This is a genomic window from Salipiger sp. D13, assembly GCF_003703915.1.
In the GTDB taxonomy this organism is placed as follows: Bacteria; Pseudomonadota; Alphaproteobacteria; order Rhodobacterales; family Rhodobacteraceae; genus Salipiger; species Salipiger profundus.
Genome location: NZ_RAPJ01000008.1, coordinates 216,630 through 233,230 on the forward strand (window position 1 = coordinate 216,630; position 16,601 = coordinate 233,230).

General features: G+C 64.0%; 13 protein-coding genes. 9 read left to right on the plus strand and 4 right to left on the minus strand.

The window, feature by feature from the left end:
* The first annotated feature begins 311 nt into the window (after nucleotides 1-311).
* Genes rho through D6860_RS18925 form a run of 6 tightly spaced genes read left to right on the plus strand, consistent with a single transcriptional unit; the run spans nucleotide 312 to nucleotide 7,127 of the window.
* Complete coding sequence (gene rho, locus D6860_RS18900; RefSeq protein WP_076622956.1) at nucleotides 312-1,583, plus strand: transcription termination factor Rho; 1,272 nt, start codon at nucleotides 312-314, stop codon at nucleotides 1,581-1,583.
* Between the two features lie 19 nt (nucleotides 1,584-1,602).
* Complete coding sequence (gene mnmE, locus D6860_RS18905; protein ID WP_017466868.1) at nucleotides 1,603-2,886, plus strand: tRNA uridine-5-carboxymethylaminomethyl(34) synthesis GTPase MnmE; 1,284 nt, start codon at nucleotides 1,603-1,605, stop codon at nucleotides 2,884-2,886.
* Between the two features lie 12 nt (nucleotides 2,887-2,898).
* The gene (gene mnmG / locus D6860_RS18910) at nucleotides 2,899-4,767 is read left to right on the plus strand and encodes a tRNA uridine-5-carboxymethylaminomethyl(34) synthesis enzyme MnmG (RefSeq protein WP_017466869.1); all 1,869 of its coding nucleotides are present in this window, start codon (nucleotides 2,899-2,901) and stop codon (nucleotides 4,765-4,767) included.
* A complete protein-coding gene (rsmG, locus tag D6860_RS18915; RefSeq protein WP_017466870.1) occupies nucleotides 4,764-5,387 on the plus strand; it encodes a 16S rRNA (guanine(527)-N(7))-methyltransferase RsmG in 624 nt (207 codons plus the stop codon). Before mnmG ends, rsmG begins: the two co-directional genes overlap by 4 nt.
* Nucleotides 5,380-6,189, plus strand: a complete 810-nt coding sequence (locus D6860_RS18920) for a ParA family protein (RefSeq protein ID WP_076622957.1) — start codon at nucleotides 5,380-5,382, stop codon at nucleotides 6,187-6,189. The genes rsmG and D6860_RS18920 overlap by 8 nt, the downstream gene beginning before the upstream one ends.
* 23 nt (nucleotides 6,190-6,212) lie before the next feature.
* Nucleotides 6,213-7,127: a ParB/RepB/Spo0J family partition protein gene (locus D6860_RS18925; RefSeq protein ID WP_017466872.1), complete on the plus strand. Its 915-nt coding sequence runs from the start codon at nucleotides 6,213-6,215 to the stop codon at nucleotides 7,125-7,127.
* A gap of 60 nt (nucleotides 7,128-7,187) precedes the next feature.
* On the opposite strand, the gene hemW is transcribed toward D6860_RS18925, so the two are convergent.
* From hemW to rph, 3 genes are read right to left on the minus strand one after another with little or no spacing between them, the layout of a single operon-like run.
* Nucleotides 7,188-8,345, minus strand: coding sequence for a radical SAM family heme chaperone HemW (gene hemW / locus D6860_RS18930; RefSeq protein WP_076622958.1), 1,158 nt, complete (start codon nucleotides 8,343-8,345; stop codon nucleotides 7,188-7,190).
* Nucleotides 8,338-8,949, minus strand: a complete 612-nt coding sequence (gene rdgB, locus D6860_RS18935; protein ID WP_017467990.1) for an RdgB/HAM1 family non-canonical purine NTP pyrophosphatase — start codon at nucleotides 8,947-8,949, stop codon at nucleotides 8,338-8,340. The genes hemW and rdgB overlap by 8 nt, the downstream gene beginning before the upstream one ends.
* Nucleotides 8,946-9,659 (minus strand): ribonuclease PH, encoded by a 714-nt coding sequence (rph, locus tag D6860_RS18940; protein ID WP_076622959.1) that lies wholly within the window; start codon nucleotides 9,657-9,659, stop codon nucleotides 8,946-8,948. The genes rdgB and rph overlap by 4 nt, the downstream gene beginning before the upstream one ends.
* A 113-nt stretch (nucleotides 9,660-9,772) precedes the next feature.
* On the opposite strand from rph, the gene hrcA reads away from it, so the two are divergent.
* Together hrcA and D6860_RS18950 are read left to right on the plus strand one after the other, a co-directional pair.
* Nucleotides 9,773-10,837, plus strand: coding sequence for a heat-inducible transcriptional repressor HrcA (gene hrcA, locus D6860_RS18945; RefSeq protein ID WP_076622960.1), 1,065 nt, complete (start codon nucleotides 9,773-9,775; stop codon nucleotides 10,835-10,837).
* 9 nt (nucleotides 10,838-10,846) lie between these two features.
* Complete coding sequence (locus tag D6860_RS18950) at nucleotides 10,847-11,404, plus strand: nucleotide exchange factor GrpE (RefSeq protein ID WP_017467955.1); 558 nt, start codon at nucleotides 10,847-10,849, stop codon at nucleotides 11,402-11,404.
* Between the two features lie 124 nt (nucleotides 11,405-11,528).
* On the opposite strand, the gene mutS is transcribed toward D6860_RS18950, so the two are convergent.
* Nucleotides 11,529-14,171 (minus strand): DNA mismatch repair protein MutS, encoded by a 2,643-nt coding sequence (gene mutS / locus D6860_RS18955; RefSeq protein WP_076622961.1) that lies wholly within the window; start codon nucleotides 14,169-14,171, stop codon nucleotides 11,529-11,531.
* Between the two features lie 133 nt (nucleotides 14,172-14,304).
* Between mutS and D6860_RS18960 the strand changes: the two genes are divergently transcribed.
* Nucleotides 14,305-16,560 carry an NADP-dependent malic enzyme gene (locus tag D6860_RS18960; protein WP_076622962.1) on the plus strand — a complete coding sequence of 752 codons (2,256 nt, stop codon included), beginning with the start codon at nucleotides 14,305-14,307 and terminating at the stop codon, nucleotides 16,558-16,560.
* Nucleotides 16,561-16,601 lie beyond the last annotated feature (41 nt).

The window sequence follows — 16,601 nt, forward strand, 5'->3', positions numbered from 1 at the left end:
AGACAACGAAAAATCTCGATTCATGTTTTGTTAAGAAATCTCTATCTACAAAGTTATCCACAAGATGATCAGGATGGGACAACTTCGGGGACAGACCGATAATCCACCGAAAATCGGCGCACAAACTCTTCATCATCCTTTCTATCTTTAAACTTGAGAGTGGCTCCGCCCGCTCATCTCGGGAAAATCACCGGCAAGATTGACTCAAGCTTCCCGGATGACTAATTCCCTTCTCCAACGCCCGTCCGGGTGTGTGTATTTCCCAGAGACAGCCAGTACGGGGCCGCCAGCTCGGCCCGGAAGGATCCATTATGAGCAACGAGACGCTCAACCTCTCCGATCTGAAGGCGAAGAGCCCGAAAGATCTGCTCGCGATGGCCGAAGAGCTCGAGATCGAGAACGCTTCGACCATGCGCAAAGGGGAGATGATGTTCCAAATTCTCCGCGAGCGCGCGGACGAAGGCTGGGAGGTCTCCGGCGACGGGGTGCTCGAGGTGCTTCAGGACGGCTTCGGCTTCCTGCGCTCGCCCGAGGCGAACTATCTGCCGGGCCCGGACGACATCTACGTATCGCCGGACATGATCCGGAAGTACTCGCTGCGCACTGGCGACTCCGTCGAAGGGGAAATCCGCGCACCTGATGGCGAAGAGCGCTACTTCGCGCTCGTCGACGTCGCGAAGATCAACTTCGAGGACCCCGACCGAGCGCGTCACAAGATCGCCTTCGACAACCTCACGCCGCTCTATCCCGACGAGCGGCTCAAGATGGAAATCGAAGACCCGACGATCAAGGACAAGTCCGCCCGGATCATCGACCTCGTCGCACCGATCGGGAAGGGGCAGCGCTCGCTCATCGTGGCGCCGCCGCGGACGGGTAAGACCGTCCTGCTGCAGAACATCGCCAGCTCGATCGAGAAGAACCACCCCGAGTGCTACCTGATCGTCCTGCTGATCGACGAGCGCCCGGAAGAGGTGACCGACATGCAGCGGTCGGTGAAGGGCGAGGTGATCTCCTCGACCTTCGACGAACCCGCCACACGGCACGTTGCCGTGTCCGAGATGGTCATCGAAAAGGCCAAGCGCCTGGTCGAACATAAACGAGATGTTGTTATCCTTCTCGATTCGATCACTAGACTTGGTCGTGCCTTCAACACCGTGGTGCCGTCGTCGGGCAAGGTTCTGACCGGTGGTGTCGACGCGAACGCCCTTCAGCGGCCGAAGCGTTTCTTCGGTGCCGCACGGAACATTGAAGAGGGCGGGTCTCTGACCATCATCGCGACCGCGCTGATCGACACTGGCTCGCGGATGGACGAGGTGATCTTCGAGGAGTTCAAGGGCACCGGCAACTCCGAGATCGTCCTCGACCGGAAGATCGCGGACAAGCGCGTGTTCCCGGCCATCGACATTCTCAAGTCGGGCACCCGGAAAGAGGACCTGCTCATCGACAAGAGCGACCTGCAGAAGACCTTTGTCCTGCGGCGTATTCTCAACCCGATGGGCACAACCGACGCGGTCGAATTCCTGCTGTCGAAGCTGAAGCAGACCAAGACCAACTCGGAATTCTTCGACTCGATGAACAGCTAGAGCCGGCCAGGAGGCAGGTTTGGACACCATCTTCGCCCTTGCGAGCGCGCCGGGTAAAGCCGGCGTCGCCGTCATTCGTGTTTCCGGGCCCGAGGCCTGGAGCGCGGCTGAACGGCTGGGCGGTCGTCTTCCGGGAGCCCGGCAAGCCGTAGTGCGGAAACTTCGAGACGAGACCGGGCAGGTGTTGGACGAAGCACTGCTTCTGCTTTTCGCGGAGGGTGCAAGCTTTACGGGCGAAGCCGTGGCAGAGTTTCATCTCCACGGCAGCCTTGCGATCCAACGCGCCGTTCTGCGTGTGCTCGGGGAAATGGACGGTTTGCGTCTTGCCGACCCGGGGGAGTTCACACGACGAGCGCTCGAGAATGACCGTCTCGATCTGACACAGGTCGAAGCGCTGTCCGATCTCATCGAGTCCGAGACCGAGAGCCAGCGTCTTCAGGCATTGAAGGTGTTTTCGGGTGCTTTGGCCGAGAAGGTCGACGATTGGCGAAGTGACCTGATCCAGGCGGCCTCTCTGCTCGAGGTGACTATCGACTTCGCCGATGAAGAGGTTCCGGTCGATGTCGCAGATCCGGTCTCGGAGTTGCTACGAAAGGTGTCCTCTGCGCTCCAACAAGAGTTGGCCGGCCTCGATGCCGCCGAACGTATCCGCACCGGTTTCGAAGTTGCCATCGTCGGTGCGCCGAACGTCGGCAAGTCGAGCTTGCTCAACGCGCTCGCCGGGCGGGATGCGGCCATCACATCGGAAATCGCGGGGACGACCCGCGACGTGATCGAAGTTCGGATGGAGATCGCCGGTCTGCCCGTCACCTTGCTCGATACGGCCGGCCTGCGCGAGACCCAGGACCCCGTCGAGAAAATCGGGATCGAGCGCGCGCGTGATCGCGCATCTGCCTCGGACTTGCGGGTCGTCCTGACCGACGAGCGGGGCACGCCCGATATCGTGATTGGACAGGATGATATCGTTCTGAGATCGAAGGCCGATATCGCCGGAGATCCGGATGGATTGTCTGCGAAGACAGGGCAGGGGATCGACCGGCTCATCGCGTCGATTGGGGACAAGCTGTCGGAGCGGGTTCAGTCAGCTGGGCTTGCGACACGGGAACGGCATCGTGTCGCCTTTCTCGAGGGTGCGTCGGCGATTTCGCGCGCTGAAGGTCTGCTCCTGCATGGTCAGGATTGCTATGATTTGGCCGCAGAGGAGTTGCGGGTTGCGATTCGCAGCCTTGAGCTTCTGATTGGGCGGGTGGATGTAGAAAATCTTCTAGACGAGATTTTCTCGAATTTCTGCCTCGGAAAGTAAGGAGTGTTTCACGTGAAACAACGCGACTTCGATGTCATCGTCGTTGGTGGCGGCCACGCCGGGACCGAGGCTGCTGCCGCTTCGGCGCGGATGGGCGCCCGCACCGCACTCGTTACCCTGACGGAAGCCGGGATCGGCGTCATGTCCTGCAACCCGGCGATTGGGGGGCTCGGCAAGGGCCATCTCGTTCGTGAAATCGACGCCATGGATGGTGTCATGGGGCGTGTCGCCGACCAGGCGAGTATTCAATATCGGCTTCTCAACCGTCGAAAGGGGCCTGCTGTGCAAGGGCCCCGCGCCCAAGCCGATCGTAAGCTTTATCGCAATGCCATGCTGAGCGAGATGAAAGCGACGCCGAATCTGACGATCGTCGCGGGCGAGGTCACAGACCTCATCATGAACGATCAATGCGTCGAAGGCGTTGTCTTGGCTGATGACACGAGACTTGTTGCCGGAGCCGTCGTTCTGACCACCGGTACATTTCTTCGTGGAGTCATCCATATCGGAGACAAGTCGCGACCTGGAGGCCGCATGGGCGACAAGCCCTCGGTGCGACTGGCGGAGCGGATTGACGCGCTCGGCCTGGAACTCGGTCGTCTGAAAACTGGAACTCCACCGCGGCTTGATGGAAGAACCATCGACTGGACCCAACTTGAGGAGCAGCCCGGTGATGAAGATCCGGTCCTGTTCTCTTTCCTTTCAAAGGCGCCTGCGGCTCGGCAGGTCAGCTGCGGTATCACCCACACCAACGAACGAACGCACGAGATCATTCGCGAGAACCTGGATCGGTCGGCGATGTATGGCGGACATATCGAGGGAATTGGGCCGAGGTACTGCCCGTCCATCGAGGACAAGGTGGTTCGCTTCGCTGAGAAGACGTCACACCAGATCTTTCTCGAGCCCGAGGGCCTGGACGATCACACCATCTACCCGAACGGCATTTCGACATCGCTTCCGGAAGACGTCCAGCTCGATTACGTCCGCTCGATTGCAGGGCTTGAGAAAGCGGAAATCCTGCAGCCGGGATACGCCATCGAGTATGACTTTGTCGATCCGCGGTCTCTTGACCTGCGCTTGGCCGTTCGATCTGTCGAGGGGCTTTATCTCGCCGGGCAGATCAACGGGACGACCGGATACGAAGAGGCCGCCGCTCAGGGCATGGTTGCGGGGCTTAACGCCGCGCGTGAGGCGTCTGGAGAAGATCCCGTCCACTTTACACGCGCAGAATCCTATATCGGCGTCATGATTGACGACCTGACATCGCGGGGGGTTTCCGAGCCCTATAGGATGTTCACCTCCCGTGCCGAATTCCGGCTGTCCTTACGTGCTGACAACGCCGATCAACGACTGACCCCGAAGGCGATTGAACTTGGTTGTCTTTCCGACCAACGGCGCGACGCGTTCCTTGAGAAGAGCGAGAAGCTCGAGAGCGGGCGCGCAACTTTGGAGGCAACGCAATTTGCGCCGCGGGATCTGATCGGCATGGGTATCCAGGTCTCGGCCGATGGTCAGAAGCGGAATGGCTTCCAGCTACTTGCGTTCCCGGACGTGGACATGAAAACGCTTCAAAAAGGGACCGAGGCGTTCGACGATATCAAGCCTGAGATTGCTCGACAGCTGGAGCGAGATGCGCTGTATGCGAATTACATCGCGCGTCAGCATCGCGATGTCGAGGCACTGCGCCGGGACGAAGCTATGACAATTCCGCGGGACTTTGATTTTAGCCTTATCGAAGGCCTGTCCAACGAGCTCAAGCATAAGCTTATGTTGGCGCGCCCGGACAACATGGCGCAGGCCGGCAAGGTTGATGGGATGACGCCTGCAGCGCTGTCGCTCGTCCTGCTTAGGTTGCGTCGCCATGGGCAGGCAAAGACTGCATGAGCGTTCTGGATGATCGGCTACCGACGCTTGATGTTTCACGTGAAACACTGGCGCGCCTTCGGAAACTTTCGGACCTCCTGAATAAATGGTCTCCGAAGATCAACCTTGTCGCAAAGGGAACGCTTGAGGCAAGTTGGGACAGGCATGTCCTGGATTCAGCTCAGGTCTTCGATATTCCCAAACAACGCGAGGGGCACTGGGTGGACCTCGGGGCAGGGGGCGGCTTTCCCGGTCTCGTGGTGGCAATTCTTGCGACCGAACTGGCGCCAAACCTTCGCGTTACGCTGGTCGAAAGTGACCGTCGGAAATCTGTGTTTTTGCGGACCGCGCTTCGGGAAACCGGTGTGAAGGCTGATGTCATTGCGGACAGGATCGAACGCATTGACCCGTTGAATGCGGATATTCTTAGTGCGCGTGCGTTGGCCGATCTTTCGACGCTTCTGTCATTCGCGGATCGTCATCTGGCCCCGAGTGGTGAGGCTGTGTTTCTCAAGGGAGCCAACTGGGAAAAAGAGGTCGCAGAGGCGCAGGAATCGTGGAACTTCAGCTTCACTAAGCGTAGAAGCATTACAGACCCCAACGCAGTCGTTCTGTCTATCGGAGCTCTCACTCATGTCTGACTCGTCGCGCCCCGGCGGCCCGAAGATTATTGCAATCGCAAACCAGAAGGGCGGCGTGGGAAAGACCACGACCACCATCAACCTCGGGGCCGCTCTGGCCGAGAAGAACCTGAATGTCCTGGTGGTCGATCTGGACCCGCAGGGCAACTCGTCTACGGGTCTTGGGATCGAGCCGACAGATCGCCAATACACGGCGTATGAGCTTCTGCTCGATGATGTTCCGATGGAGGATGTGATCCTCAGGACAGAGCAGCCGAACCTCGACCTGATCCCGGCGACCGTCGATCTAAGCTCGGCGGATATCGAGCTTGTGGCGAATGAAAAGCGGAGCTTCCTTCTGCGCGAGGCGTTGCGTCAGGCTGCGATGAACGCTCTGAATTACGATTACGTCCTGATCGATTGCCCCCCTTCTCTGAACCTCCTGACGGTGAACGCGATGGTTGCCGCGCACTCGATTCTGGTGCCGCTTCAGAGCGAGTTCTTCGCGCTCGAGGGTTTGTCGCAGCTCATGCTGACGGTTCGGGAAGTCCGCCAGAGCGCGAACCCGGACCTGCGGATCGAGGGGGTCGTTCTGACGATGTATGATGCGCGGAACAACCTGTCGCGTCAGGTCGAGGACGACGCCCGCGAAAACCTTGGAGACCTTGTGTTTTCGACGGTGATCCCGCGCAACGTGAGGGTGAGTGAGGCGCCGTCCTTCGCGATGCCCGTGCTGAGCTATGACGCGCAGTCCAAGGGTGCGCTTGCGTACCGGGCGCTGGCGGACGAGTTGCTGCAGAAGAACGCCAAGATCGCCGCCTGAAAGACAGAAAAGAAAGAGCAGAAATGGCAGAGAAAAAGGAACCTCGCCGGGGACTCGGCCGCGGCTTGTCGGCGCTGATGTCGGACGTCGACATCGCACCCGCACAAGACGCTGAAACCGAGACCGCCAAGAGCCCCGACAGAATGATTCCCATCGAGAAGATCGTCCCGAACAAGGACCAGCCGCGTCGTACGTTCACGGACGAGCAGCTCAAGGAGCTGTCGGATTCGATCCGCACCAAGGGGATCCTGCAGCCGATCATCGTGCGTCCGTCGCCGGGCGATCCGGGCATGTTCGAGATCGTCGCCGGCGAACGCCGCTGGCGCGCGGCGCAGCTGGCGAAGCAGCATGAGGTTCCCGTCCTCGTCCGCGATCTTGACGATCAGGAGATGCTCGAGGTCGCGATCATCGAGAACATCCAGCGCGCCGATCTGAACTCGATCGAAGAGGCGGCCGGCTACAAGCAGCTGATGTTCAAGTTCGGCCACACGCAGGAAAAGATCGCGGAAGCGCTCGGCAAGAGCCGCAGCCACATCGCAAACCTTCTTCGGCTTCTCAACCTTCCGGAGAGCGTGCAAGAGCATGTTCGAAACGGGGCGCTGAGTGCGGGGCACGCGAGAACTCTTGTGACCGCTCAAGACCCCGAAGCGATGGCGCAGCAGATCATCACCAAGAAGCTTTCCGTGCGCCAGGCAGAAGCGCTTCTGCGCTCCGAGGGAGACGCGTCGAAGCCCAAGATGCGCCCGGCGGCGGCATCCGCAGCGACTGCGGAAAAGGATGCGGACACGCGGGCGCTCGAGGGCGACCTGTCTGCCGCGCTTGGTATGAAGGTGACTGTAACGCACAAGCCGGGCGGCGAGTCGGGAAAGCTGACGATTGCCTACGAGAGCTTTGACGAGCTGGATTCCCTGTGCAGCGTCCTGAGCGCCGCGCGCTGAGCGTCACCTGACATCGAAACAAGACCTGAAAGCGGGGCCGAGCGTATCGGCCCCGCTTTTTCAGTCCGCGAGAAGCTCTGTCACGAGTGCGTTGAGAACCAGTCTCCCGCGCAGTGTCGCACCGAAACGGTCCTCCGTGCGCCAGATGAGGCCAAGGTCCTCGAAATCCGAAAGCGGCATGGCATCGGACCACGCGCCTCCGATACGGCGGGTTCGGTCGATATCTAGGCCCTCCGATAGCCGTAGCCCCATCATGAGGTATTCGCCCCAAATATCTTGTGGGGTTAGAATATCTCGGCTCTCTTCGCCGCTGCTACCCTCTGCATCCGCGATCCACGCGCCCGGCAAACGCTTTGCCACGGTGGCGTATCGCTGACCGTCGAGCGTGATCCTGCCGTGGGCGCCGGGGCCGATACCGACGTAGTCGCCCCCGCGCCAGTAGACGAGATTGTGCCGCGACATGGCGTCAGGGCGCGCGTAGTTCGAGACTTCGTAGGCCTCGAAGCCGGCCGCGCCGCAGATGTCGCGCGTGGCAAGGTAGAGGTCCGCGCCGAGATCCTCGTCTGGCAGTCCCTTGAGGCCGCCGGCCTGCGCACGGTCCCAGAAGGCGGTGCCTTCCTCGATGGTGAGCTGGTAGAGCGACAGGTGGTCGCCGGCGAGGTCCAGAGCCTCGCGAAGCTCGCTTTCCCAGTCCTGAAGGGTCTGACCCTGCCGCCCGTAGATCAGGTCGAAGCTGACCCGGTCAAAGGTCGCTCGCGCGATCTCGAGCGCTTTCAGCGCCTCGTCGACACCGTGCAGGCGACCGAGCTTGCGCAGATCGTCGGGCCGCAGCGCCTGCACCCCGAGCGACACCCGGTTCACGCCGGCCCTGGCGAAACCTTCGAACTTCTCCGCCTCGACCGAGCGGGGGTTCGCCTCGAGCGTGATCTCGATGTCATTGGCCCAGGCCCACTGCTCGCGGGAGGCACGCAGGATCGCGTCGACCGTGGAGGGCGCCATGAGCGAGGGCGTGCCGCCACCGAAGTAGATCGAGCCAAGCACGCGGCCCTCGGTTCCTTGGGCATAGCGCCGCAACTCGGAGACCATCGCCCTGGCCCAGCGATCCTGGTCGACATGGCTCACGACATGGCTGTTGAAGTCGCAATAGGGGCACTTGGCCTCGCAGAAAGGCCAATGCACGTAGAGGCCGAAGCCACCGTGGCGCCATTCCTCAGCCAAAGCAGCCCGTCACGAACTTCTTGAACGCATCGGCGCGGTGGCTGATGCGGTTCTTTTCCCAGCGATCCATCTCGCCGAAGGTGATGTCGTAGCCGTCGGGCTGGAAGATCGGGTCGTAACCGTGGCCCTGGTCGCCCCGCATGGGCCAGACCACGCGGCCGGGCATCTCGCCGGGGAAGACGTCATCGCTGCCGTCGGGATAGGCCAGCACCAGCGTGCAGCAGAAGCGCGCAGTCCAAGGCTCGGGCTTGCCGCTGTCGACCAGCGCCTTGTGGGCCTTTTCCATCGCCATGACGAAATCGCGACCCGAGCCGGTTTCGGCCCAGTCCGCGGTATAGACACCCGGCGCACCGTCCAGCGCGTCGATGGCGATGCCGCTGTCGTCGGAAAGGGCAGGGAGGCCGGTAGCCTTTGCGGCGGCATGGGCCTTGATCCGGGCGTTCTCGACGAAGGTGGTGCCGGTCTCTTCGGGCTCGGGCAGGCCCTTTTCGGCGGCACCGATGACGGTGATGCCGTAGGGCTTGAGAAGATCGGTGATCTCTTCGAGCTTGCCCTTGTTGTGGGTCGCGACAAGCAGCGTGTCGCCTTCGAACTTGCGGGTCATGCCACGGCTGCCTTCTGCGCTGCGACCAGCTCGGCGGTGCCGGCCTCGGCAAGGTCCATCAGGTTTGTCATCTGATCGCGCGAGAAGGTCGCGCCCTCGGCGGACATCTGCACCTCGATGAGCTGACCGTCGCCGCGCAGGATGAAGTTGCCATCGACACCGGCTTCGCTGTCCTCGGCATAGTCGAGGTCGAGCACCGGCTGCCCGGCGTAGATCCCGCAGGACACCGCGGCCACGGGCGAGACGAGCGGATCGCTCACCACGTCGCCGGCCTTCATCAGCTTGTTCACGGCAAGCCGCAGCGCGACCCAGCCACCGGTGATCGCGGCGCAGCGGGTGCCGCCGTCGGCCTGAAGCACGTCGCAGTCGACGGTGATCTGGCGTTCGCCGAGCGCGACGCGGTCGACACCGGCACGCAGGCTGCGGCCGATCAGGCGCTGGATCTCGACCGTGCGGCCGCCCTGCTTGCCCGAGGTGGCCTCGCGCCGCATGCGCGAGCCGGTGGAGCGCGGCAGCATGCCGTATTCCGCCGTCACCCAGCCCAGCCCCGAGCCCTTGATGAAGGGCGGCACGCGCGGCTCGAGCGAGGCGGTGCAGATCACGTGGGTGTCACCGACCTTGATCAGGCAGGAGCCTTCCGCGTGCTTGGTCACGCCCGTTTCGATTGAAACGCTGCGCATTTCGCTTAAATCTCGTCCTGACGGTCTCATCGGCGCCCCTTTCTCGCTTGCGGTCGGGATACTGATGCCTCGCCATTCCCGCAACCCCGATTGACGGCACGAGACGGGCGCCTTTAATGACCGGAGGTCGTGGAGATGCAGGAATGAAGGAAGGCAGACAGGTTCTCGAGGAAATGAACGATCGCTCGCGCGAGGTGTTCCGGAAAGTCGTCGAGAGCTACCTCGAATTCGGCGAGCCGGTCGGTTCGCGCACGCTGACCCGCTCGCTGAGCGAGAAGGTGTCGGCGGCGACCATCCGCAACGTGATGCAGGATCTCGAGTATCTCGGCCTGCTCGACAGTCCGCACGTCAGCGCCGGCCGTATCCCGACGCAGATGGGGCTGCGGATGTTCGTCGACGGGCTTCTCGAGGTGCGCGATCTCGACCTGTCCGACCGCGAGAAGCTGGACGCGACACTCGGGCCCGACAGCGACGACGTCGGCGGGGTGCTCGACCGCGTGGGGGCGGCGCTTTCTGGTGTGACGCAGGGCGCCTCTCTGGTGCTGACGCCGAAGCACGAGGCGCCGATCAAGCATATCGAGTTCGTGAGTCTCGGGCATGACCGCGCGCTGGTGGTGCTGGTGTTCGCCGACGGTCATGTCGAGAACCGCCTGTTCCGCCCGCCGCCCGGTCAGACGCCGAGCTCGATGCGCGAGGCGGCGAACTTCCTCAACGCGCTGATCGAGGGCCGCACGCTGAGCGAGCTGCGCTTCGTCATGGCCGAGGAGATCAAGCGCCGCCGTCGCGAGATCGACAGCCTGGCCGCCGACCTGATCGAGGCCGGTGTCGCCAGCTGGGAGACCGATGCCGACAACTCTGCCCGGCTGATCGTGCGCGGACGCGCGAATCTGCTGGGCGCGGAGTCGGAGGTCGAGGAGCTCGACCGGGTCCGGAGCCTGTTCGACGATCTCGAGCGCAAGCGGGACATCGCCGAGTTCCTCGAACTGGCCGAGACAGGCGACGGCGTGCGCATTTTTATCGGCTCGGAGAACAAACTTTTCTCACTTTCGGGTTCCTCTCTGGTGGTCTCTCCTTATATGAACGCGGATCGTAAGATCATCGGCGCGGTGGGCGTGATCGGACCCACCCGTCTCAACTATGGCCGTATCGTTCCGATCGTGGATTACACGGCACAGCTGGTCGGCAAGCTGATTGCCGAGCGGAGCTAGAGGTGAAGAATGGCAGACCAGAAAGACGACGAGTTTCTCGATGACATCGAATCCGCCGAGGCCGAGGCCTATGCGGACGACAGCGAGGACATGGACCCCGTCGAGGTCGAACTGGACGCGCTCCGCGCTGAGCGCGACGAGCTGAAGGACCGTTTCATGCGCGCGCTCGCGGATGCTGAGAACGCCCGCAAGCGTGCCGACAAGGACCGCCGCGAAGCGCAGCAGTACGGCGGCTCGAAGCTGGCGCGGGATCTTCTGCCCGTCTACGACAACCTGAACCGCGCGCTCACCGTCGCGCGCGAGGAAAACGGCGCCGACGCGCTGATCGAGGGTATCGAGCTGACCCTGCGGGAGCTGCTCAACACCTTCACCAAGCACGGCATGACGGCGATCTCGCCGCAAGTCGGTGAGAAGTTCGATCCGCAGCAGCACGAGGCGATGTTCGAGGCGCCTGTGCCCGGCACGAAGCACGGCGAGATCATCCAGGTCTCGGCCGAGGGCTTCATGCTCTACGACCGGCTGCTGCGTCCGGCGCAGGTGGGCGTGAGCTCGACCCCGGCAAGCTGATCGCGGTCGACTTTCGGGGATGAGGGGGCTCTGCCCCCGTCTGCCTGCGGCAGACTCCCCCGAGGGTATTTGCAAACCGGAGAAGACCGGGGCGGCGCACTCGTGGAGAGGCGCCGCCCTTTTTCTATTCGCCGAGCAGGGACTTCAGCTCGTAGAGCGCCTGCAGTGCCTCGCGCGGCGAGAGGTCGTCGGGCTGGAGCGCGGCAAGCCGTTCCTCGGCCGGGGAGGGGCCGGATTTCGCCGCGGGTTGCGGTGCCGGCTGGGCGGCGGCGGAGAAGAGCGGCAGGTCGTCGATGAGCGCCTTGGGCGCGGCGCGGTCGCGCTCGCCCTTTTCCAGCGCCTCGAGCACGGTGCGGGCACGCGTGATGACCGGCGCGGGCAGGCCCGCGAGTTGCGCCACCTGCACGCCGTAGGAGCGGTCGGCGGCGCCTTCGCGCACCTCGTGCAGGAAGATGACCTCGCCGTCCCATTCCTTGACCGCAACGGTCGCGTTGCGCACGCCGTCGAGCTTGCCCGCCAGCACGGTGAGTTCGTGGTAATGCGTGGCGAAGAGGCCGCGCACACGATTGACCCCGTGCAGGTGTTCGAGCGTGGCCCAGGCGATGGACAGCCCGTCGTAGGTGGCGGTGCCGCGGCCGATCTCGTCGAGGATCACCAGCGCGCGGTCGTCGGCCTGGTTGAGGATGGCGGCGGTCTCGACCATCTCGACCATGAAGGTCGAGCGCCCCCGGGCAAGGTCGTCGGAGGCGCCGACACGGCTGAAGATCTGGCTGACGAGGCCGAGGTGGGCGCGCCGGGCCGGAACGTAGCTGCCGATCTGCGCCAGCAGAGCGATCAGCGCGTTCTGCCGCAGGTAGGTCGATTTGCCGGCCATGTTCGGGCCGGTGAGCAGCGTCACCGCCGCGCCGTCGCCGGCCACCGTCAGCGCGCAGTCGTTGGCGATGAAGGGCCCGCCGCCCTGCGCCTGCAGCGCGCGTTCGACCACCGGGTGACGACCGCCGTCGATCTCGAAGGCGCGGCTTTCGTCGACTTGCGGGCGGCACCAGTCCTGCGCCCGCGCGAGATCGGCGAGGCCGATCGCGAGGTCGAATTCCGACAGTGCCAGCCCGGTCTCGGAAAGCGTCGGGGCCTCGGCGAGGATTGCGTCCCTCAGGCTGGAATAGAGCCGTTTCTCGATCTCCAGCGCCTCGTTGCCGGCGTTCAGGATACGGGTTTCCAGTTCGGTCAGTTCGACCGTGGTGAAGCGCACCTGGTTGGCGGTGGTCTGGCGGTGGATGAAGAGCTCGTTGAGCGGCGGCGACATCATTTTTTCGGCGTGGGTGGCCGTGGTTTCGACAAAGTAGCCGAGCACGTTGTTGTGCTTGATCTTCAGAGACGTGACGCCGGCCTTCTCGGCGTATTGCGCCTGCATCGCGGCAATCACGCCGCGCCCCTCGTCGCGCAGCTTGCGGGCCTCGTCGAGCCCGGCGTCGTAGCCGGGGGCGATGAAGCCGCCGTCGCGGGCGAGCAGGGGCGGTTCGGCGACGAGCGCGGCGTCGAGCAGGGCGAGCAGCTCGTCGTGGCCGCGCAGGGTGTCGCGGGCTTCGGAGAGCAGCGGCGGAAGCGAGAGACCCTCGAGCGTGTCGGCCAGTTCCTCGGCCTGGCCGAGGGCGTTGCGGACGGCGGCGAGATCGCGCGGGCCGCCCCGGTCGAGGCCGAGCCGGGACAGGGCGCGGTCGAGGTCGGGCACCTTGCGCAGCATGTCGCGCAGCGCCGCGACCGAGGCGGAGTCCATCGCCCAGTCGATGGCGTCGAGCCTGCGGGCGATCACCTCGGTCTCGCGCGAGGGCGAGGAGACGCGGCGTTCGAGCAGGCGCCCGCCGCCGGGGGTGACGGTGCGGTCGATCACCGACAGCAGGGAGCCCTGCCGGCCGCCGTTCATCGAGTGGGTAAGCTCGAGGTTGCGGCGGGTCGCGGCGTCGATCTGCAGAAGCCGCGAGACGGCGTCGCGCTGGGGCGCCCGCAGCAGCGGCAGTTTCCCCTTCTGGGTGATCTCGAGGTAATCGACGACCGCCCCCATCGCCGCGAGTTCGGGGCGGGTGAAGGTGCCGAAGCCGGCGAGCGTCTGCACGCCGTAGAGACTGCAGAGCCGGGTCTCGGCACCGCTGGAGTCGAAGGAGGCACGCCCCAAGACCGTGGGAAAAATTCCCAGATCAGAGAGAACAGCGCGCAGCTCTTCTTCGACCGAGTCCGAGACGAGCAGCTCCGACGGCGCCAGCCGGGCCAGTTCCGCGCCGATCCGCGACCGGCCGAGCGGCATCACGTGGAAGGCGCCGGTCGAGATGTCGCTCCAGGACAGCGCCCAGTCGTCGCGCACCCGGGACAGCGCCGCGAGGAAGTTGTGCCGTCGTGCTTCCAGCAGCGACTCCTCGGTCAGCGTGCCGGGGGTGACGAGCCGCACGACCTCGCGCTTCACCACCGATTTCGAGCCGCGCTTCTTTGCCTCGGCGGGGCTTTCCATCTGCTCGCAGACCGCCACGCGAAAGCCCTTGCGGATGAGCGTCAGCAGGTAGCCCTCGGCGGCGTGCACCGGCACACCGCACATCGGGATGTCGTCGCCGGCATGCTTGCCGCGCTTGGTGAGCGCGATGTCCAGCGCCTCGGCCGCGGCGACCGCGTCGTCGAAGAAGAGTTCGTAGAAATCGCCCATCCGGTAGAAGAGCAGCGCGTCGGGATGCTCTGCCTTGATCTCCAGATATTGCGCCATCATCGGCGTGACTGCGGTCATGTCTTTCCCCGTCTGCCCGTTCCGGCGAGACATACCAAAGCCCGCGCCGGAGACGAAAGGCGAAAACCGCGCTGTTGAGTGGTCGTTGACCCTGCGCTAAGAGCAACGACGCTGCAGCGCTGGAGAGGACGTCATGGCCAAGATCAAATTCACCCGGGAAGAGGCGCTTGCCTTCCACCTGGAACCCACCCCCGGCAAGTGGGAGGTGCAGGCCACCGTCCCGATGACCACGCAGCGCGACCTGTCGCTGGCCTATTCGCCGGGTGTCGCGGTGCCCTGCGAGGATATCGCCGAGAACCCCGAACTGGCCTACGACTACACCAACAAGGGCAACCTCGTGGCGGTGATCTCGAACGGCACGGCGGTGCTGGGTCTCGGCAACCTCGGGGCGCTCGGCTCGAAGCCGGTGATGGAGGGCAAGTCGGTGCTCTTCAAGCGCTTCGCCGACGTGAACTCGATCGACATCGAGCTCGACACCGAGGACCCGGACGAGTTCATCAAGGCGGTGAAGCTGATGGCGCCGACCTTTGGCGGCATCAACCTCGAGGACATCAAGGCGCCCGAGTGTTTCATCATCGAGCAGCAGCTCAAGGAGCTGTGCGACATCCCGGTCTTCCACGACGACCAGCACGGCACGGCGGTGATCTGCGCGGCGGGGCTCATCAACGCGCTCTACCTCTCGGACAAGAAGATCGAGGACGTGAAGATCGTGCTCAACGGCGCGGGCGCGGCGGGGATCGCCTGTCTCGAGCTGGTGAAGGCGATGGGTGCGACGCACGACAACTGCATCATGTGCGACACCAAGGGCGTGATCTACCAGGGCCGCACCGAGGGCATGAACCAGTGGAAGTCGGCGCATGCGGCGGTGACCGATGCGCGCACGCTCGAGGACGCGATGAAGGGGGCCGACGTGTTCCTCGGCGTGTCGGCCAAGGGCGCGGTGACGCAGGCGATGGTCGAGAGCATGGCCGAGAACCCGGTGATCTTCGCCATGGCGAACCCCGATCCCGAGATCACGCCGGAAGAGGCCCACGAGGTGCGCGCCGATGCCATCGTCGCCACCGGACGCTCGGACTATCCCAACCAGGTGAACAACGTCCTGGGCTTTCCCTATCTCTTCCGTGGGGCGCTCGACATCAACGCGCGGGCGATCAACGACGCGATGAAGATCGCCTGTGCCGAGGCGCTCGCGGCCATCGCTCGGGAAGATGTGCCCGACGAGGTCGGCCTCGCCTACGGCAAGCAGCTCAGCTTCGGCCGCGACTACATCATTCCCACGCCCTTCGATCCGCGTCTCATCCATCGCATCCCGCCGGCCGTGGCCAAGGCCGGAATGGACACCGGTGCAGCCCGGCGGCCGATCATCGACATGGAGGCCTACGAGGAGGCGCTGAAGGGCCGGATGGATTCCACCGCGCCGATGCTGCGGTCGATCAACAACCGCGCGCGCCAGGCGCAGGCCCGGATGATCTTCGCCGAGGGCGACGATCCGCGCGTGCTGCGGGCAGCGGTCATGTACCAGCGCAACGGGCTCGGGAAGGCGCTGGTCGTCGGGCGCGAGGACGACGTGCGCCAGAAGCTCGAGGCGACGGGTCTCGGGGATGCGGTGCGCGAGCTCGAGGTGATCAACGCCGCGAACACGCGTCATCTCGATACCTACAAGGACTTTCTCTACAAGCGCCTGCAACGCAAGGGCCGCGACCTGAAGGACATCCACCGGCTCGCCGCGCGCGACCGGCACGTCTTTGCCTCGCTGATGCTGGAGCATGGGCATGCCGATGGCCTGGTGACCGGCGCCACGCGCAAGTCGGCGCATGTGATGGAGCGGATCAACACGGTCTTCGATGCCGACGCGCAGCACGGCGCGGTGGGTGTCACGGCGCTGCTCCTGAACGGGCGGATCGTGCTGATCGCCGACACGCTGGTACACGAATGGCCCGACGAGAACGACCTTGCCACGATCGCCGAGCGGTCGGCGGGCGTGGCGCGGCATCTCGGGCTCGAACCTCGCGTGGCCTTCGTGTCGTTCTCGACCTTCGGCTACCCGGTCTCGGAGCGGGCACAGAAGATGCACAAGGCGCCCGAGATCCTCGACGCGCGCGGCGTGGACTTCGAGTACGAGGGCGAGATGACCGTCGATGTGGCGCTCAGCACCAAGGCGCAGGAGGCTTACCCGTTCCAGCGCCTGACCGGGCCCGCGAACATCCTCGTGGTGCCGGCGCGTCACTCGGCGTCGATTTCGGTGAAGCTGATGCAGGAGATGGCCGGTGCCACGGTGATCGGCCCGATCCTGTCCGGCGTCGACAAGTCGATCCAGATCTGCTCGACCAACATGACCGCGAACGACATTCTCAACATGGCGGTTCTGGCGGCCTGCAAGGTCGGGTAGGGTGGGCAATATTGCCCACCCTACGGGCGCGCCACGGTAGC

What these genes read in the sequence shown, in the direction of transcription:
- rho (WP_076622956.1), top strand. Translation starts at nt 312, where the DNA reads ATGAGCAACGAGACGCTCAACCTCTCCGATCTGAAGGCGAAGAGCCCG.
- rsmG (WP_017466870.1), top strand. Translation starts at nt 4,764, where the DNA reads ATGAGCGTTCTGGATGATCGGCTACCGACGCTTGATGTTTCACGTGAA.
- D6860_RS18920 (WP_076622957.1), top strand. Translation starts at nt 5,380, where the DNA reads ATGTCTGACTCGTCGCGCCCCGGCGGCCCGAAGATTATTGCAATCGCA.
- D6860_RS18925 (WP_017466872.1), top strand. Translation starts at nt 6,213, where the DNA reads ATGGCAGAGAAAAAGGAACCTCGCCGGGGACTCGGCCGCGGCTTGTCG.
- rdgB (WP_017467990.1), bottom strand. Translation starts at nt 8,949, where the DNA reads ATGACCCGCAAGTTCGAAGGCGACACGCTGCTTGTCGCGACCCACAAC.
- rph (WP_076622959.1), bottom strand. Translation starts at nt 9,659, where the DNA reads ATGAGACCGTCAGGACGAGATTTAAGCGAAATGCGCAGCGTTTCAATC.
- hrcA (WP_076622960.1), top strand. Translation starts at nt 9,773, where the DNA reads ATGAAGGAAGGCAGACAGGTTCTCGAGGAAATGAACGATCGCTCGCGC.
- D6860_RS18950 (WP_017467955.1), top strand. Translation starts at nt 10,847, where the DNA reads ATGGCAGACCAGAAAGACGACGAGTTTCTCGATGACATCGAATCCGCC.
- mutS (WP_076622961.1), bottom strand. Translation starts at nt 14,171, where the DNA reads ATGACCGCAGTCACGCCGATGATGGCGCAATATCTGGAGATCAAGGCA.
- D6860_RS18960 (WP_076622962.1), top strand. Translation starts at nt 14,305, where the DNA reads ATGGCCAAGATCAAATTCACCCGGGAAGAGGCGCTTGCCTTCCACCTG.